Source organism: Bacillus sp. SIMBA_005 (assembly GCF_046535585.1).
GTDB lineage: Bacteria > Bacillota > Bacilli > Bacillales > Bacillaceae > Bacillus > Bacillus pumilus.
Genome location: NZ_JAWRWI010000292.1, coordinates 1 through 277 on the forward strand (window position 1 = coordinate 1; position 277 = coordinate 277).

General features: G+C 54.5%; 1 protein-coding gene. It reads right to left on the reverse strand.

Annotated elements, in window-relative coordinates; all coding sequences use genetic code 11:
• Positions 1 to 277: transposase (locus SB660_RS20170; protein ID WP_410584076.1), on the reverse strand; the 277-nt coding region annotated here is incomplete at both ends.

The following is a 277-nucleotide window of genomic DNA, read 5'->3' on the forward strand; positions in this document are numbered from 1 at the left end:
CGCCAGGCTCCAGGCATTTAACAGTCCCAGTGAGTAATAACCTTTATCCATTAACGTCAGAGTGTTATCGCCGGTTTGTTCTATAAGTTGCTCAGCAAGCTCATTTTCGCTGTTCTTCATCGTGCCGAAGGCTGCAGCCGTCAGCAGATGGCTGGTCAGTTCCATCTGGCAGACCATTTTGACCTGCGGGTAGAGCGCCGGGTTCCCGGCATGTGTCTGGCGGGGGAAGGCTGCATCGTTCTCTGGTGTATCCGGTGTGCGCCAGAACACACCATCG